This window comes from Amycolatopsis rhizosphaerae (assembly GCF_007713715.1).
Taxonomy (GTDB): Bacteria; Actinomycetota; Actinomycetes; order Mycobacteriales; family Pseudonocardiaceae; genus Amycolatopsis_E; species Amycolatopsis_E rhizosphaerae.
Genome location: NZ_VJWX01000689.1, coordinates 1 through 2,882 on the forward strand (window position 1 = coordinate 1; position 2,882 = coordinate 2,882).

General features: G+C 71.4%; 3 protein-coding genes. All 3 read left to right on the plus strand.

Annotation, left to right across the window (positions count from 1 at the left end; genetic code table 11):
* On the plus strand, positions 1–968 hold a 968-nt coding region (locus tag FNH05_RS35530), incomplete at its 5' end, for a CoA transferase (RefSeq protein WP_186382907.1).
* Between the two features lie 43 nt (positions 969–1,011).
* Positions 1,012–1,860, plus strand: a complete 849-nt coding sequence (locus FNH05_RS35535; protein ID WP_144593229.1) for an oxygenase MpaB family protein — start codon at positions 1,012–1,014, stop codon at positions 1,858–1,860.
* Between the two features lie 143 nt (positions 1,861–2,003).
* The coding region (locus tag FNH05_RS35540; RefSeq protein ID WP_144593230.1) for an oxygenase MpaB family protein at positions 2,004–2,882 on the plus strand (879 nt) is incomplete at its 3' end.

Below are 2,882 nucleotides of genomic sequence, written 5' to 3' on the forward strand. Positions count from 1 at the left end.
GGGCCGAGGCCGGGACCGTGCTGCCGATGCTGCGCACCGCCGAGGAACTGCGCGCCGAGGAGCACTATCGCGAGGTGCTGGCGGAGATGCCGCTGGTGGAGATCACCAAAATCGGCGACAGCGAACCCGAGCCGCTGCCCTCGGGCGGCGGCAATCCGCTGTCGGGCCTGCGGGCACTGGGCATGGGGCACGTGATCGCCGGGGCCGGGGTGGGCCGTGCGCTGGCCCTGCACGGCGCGGACGTGCTGAACCTGTGGCGCCCCGACGAACTCGAGCACGACGTGACCTATCTCAGCGCCAACGTGGGTGTGCGCTCGGCCACGGTGGACCCGCACCGCGACGGCGGCCGGATCGGCGCGCTGCTGGCCGGTGCCGACGTGTTCTTCGCCAACCGGCGGCCGGGATATCTGGCCAGGATCGGCCTGTCGGCCGAGGAGGCGGCCGCGATCCGGCCCGGGATCGTGCACGCCACCGCCTCGCTCAACGGCGAGCGCGGCCCGTGGGCCGGGCGCGTGGGCTTCGACCAGACCGCGGGCAGCCTGGTCGGCATGATGCACCTCGAAGGCGGCGAGCGCGGCCCCGCGCTGCCGCCGATCCTCGTGGTCAACGACTACATCGTGTCGTGGCTGCTGACCGCGGGCATCGTGGCGGCGCTGATCCGGCGTGCCGAGCGGGGCGGCAGCTACCGCGTGCACGTCTCGCTCACCCGGGCGGCGCTGTGGATCCTGAGCCTGGGCGTGTTCGACCCCGGCTACGCCCGCGAGATCGCCGGCACCGGCGAACCGCACGCCTACCTCGATCCCGAGACGTTCACCGCGGACACGCCGCTGGGCCGCTACCAGGGCGTGACCGAGCAGGTCCTGATGTCGGCCACCCCGGGCCGGTACCCGTTCGCGCTCGTGCCCCGCGGCTCCTGCCGTCCGGAATGGACGGTGGATCCGGCGCGGACGGGACGTCCCGGCGGGTGAGCGCCGTGCGGCCGGTGCGCCACGCTCCGGGGAGAATCGTCCGGTGAGCACGGCGATCCGGCGGGGAACTCCGGCCTGGCGGTACTTCGGCGACTTCCGCACGTTCCTGCTCGCCGGGCAGGTGCTCACCCTGCAGGTCGCCCATCCCGTGGTGGCCGCCGGGGTACGGGACCACTCCACCTACACCGAAGATCCCTGGCCGCGCCTGATGCGCACGGCCGCTTCGCTGTCCCTCTACATCTACGGCGGCGAGGAGGCCGCGCGGTTCGAGGCGCGGCGGTTGCGGGCCTTGCACCGGGAGTTCACCGGGCTGCGCGAGGACGGCCGCCGCTACTCCGCGCTGGATCCGCACGCCTACGCCTGGGTGCACGCGACCCTCGTGCAACTGCCGGTGGACGCCCAGCGGCTGTTCGGGCGCCCCGTTCCGGTGGCCGAACTCCAGGTGTACTACCGGCAGATGCGGCAGGTCGGGCGGCTGCTCGGGATCACCGAGGCGCACCTGCCACCCGACTGGGCCTCGTTCCGCGACTACTACGACACCACGGTCGCCGGATTCGGCCCGAACTCCACCATCACCACCCTGTTCGACACCATCCGTTCGGTGCCGAAACCGGTGCGGGGCCTGCCCGATCCCCTCTGGCGCCCGCTGCGCGACGGCCAGGCGAACCTGCAGCTGTTCCTGATCGCGGCGACACTGCCCCCGTCGTTGCGCGAGCGGCTGGGCCTGCCGTGGACGCCGGAGCGGCAGCGCCGGTTCGACCGCTTCCGCACCGCGGTCCGGCTCTGCGCCGCGGTCGTCCCGCCGCCGCTGCGCACCGCCCACCTGCGCACGCTGGCCTGGCTCAACGTCCGGCACCGGGCGCGGCTCGGCGCGCGGCTTCCCCTGCGGTAAGCGGCCATTCGAAGACGAACGCGCGCCTTGCGCAGGAACCGCGACAAACCCGCGAGAATCGGCGGCGGGATTCCACCGCCCGGTGGAATTAGTATTCCCCCGGCAACTCATATACGATAATCGGAGTACACGAGGAGGTGTCGATGAGCGGATATTGGCTCCGCCGGATCGAACGGCTCGATCCCGTGCGGGATCATCAGGAGATCTACCGGATATCGATTGGTTTCGAATTCCCCTGGGACTACCAGCGGGCACTGGAATTCGCCCTGTTCCGGACCTACTGCGTGCCCAGCATCTCCCGCCTGCTGGCCGCGACCGGTGAATTCGAGCACCGCCCCCAGCGTCGTTACGACGACACCGCGCTCCTCATGGCGGAGCTGGCGGAACACGGCTACGACTCCCCTCGCGGCCGGGCCGCTCTCGGTGTGGTGAACCGGATGCACGGCCGTTACCGGATCAGCAACGACGACATGCTCTACGTGCTGTCCACTTTCGTCTACGACCCGATCGACTGGATCGACCGGTGGGGCTGGCGCGAGCTGCACGAAAACGAGCGGCTCGCCGCCTACCACTATTTCCACGAGGTCGGCCGCCGGATGGGGATCAAGGACATTCCCGGCGGCTTCGCGGAGTTCCGCCGGTGGAAACTGGACTACGAGCTCCGGCATTTCCGGTATTCCGGGGACAACCACCGGATCGGCACCTACACGCTGGACCTTTTCTGTTCGTGGTTCCCCTCGCCGCTGCGCCCGCTGGTCTCCGCCGGTGCCCGCAGCCTGCTGGATCCGCTGATGCTGGAGGCTTTCGGTTTCCGTCCCGCACCCCGCTGGCTGGGCAAGGCGGTCCGGGGGGCGCTGCGGGCCCGCGCCATCGCCGTGCGGCCGCTCCCCCGCCGCCGTCGGTCGAAGCTGCTGCGCCCGGGCGCGACCCGCAGCTATCCCACGTACCCCGTCGGCCAGACGCCGGAGGACCTGGGCGCCCCGCCGCCCCCGGCCGGCATCGACCCGGCACTGCTGAAGCGC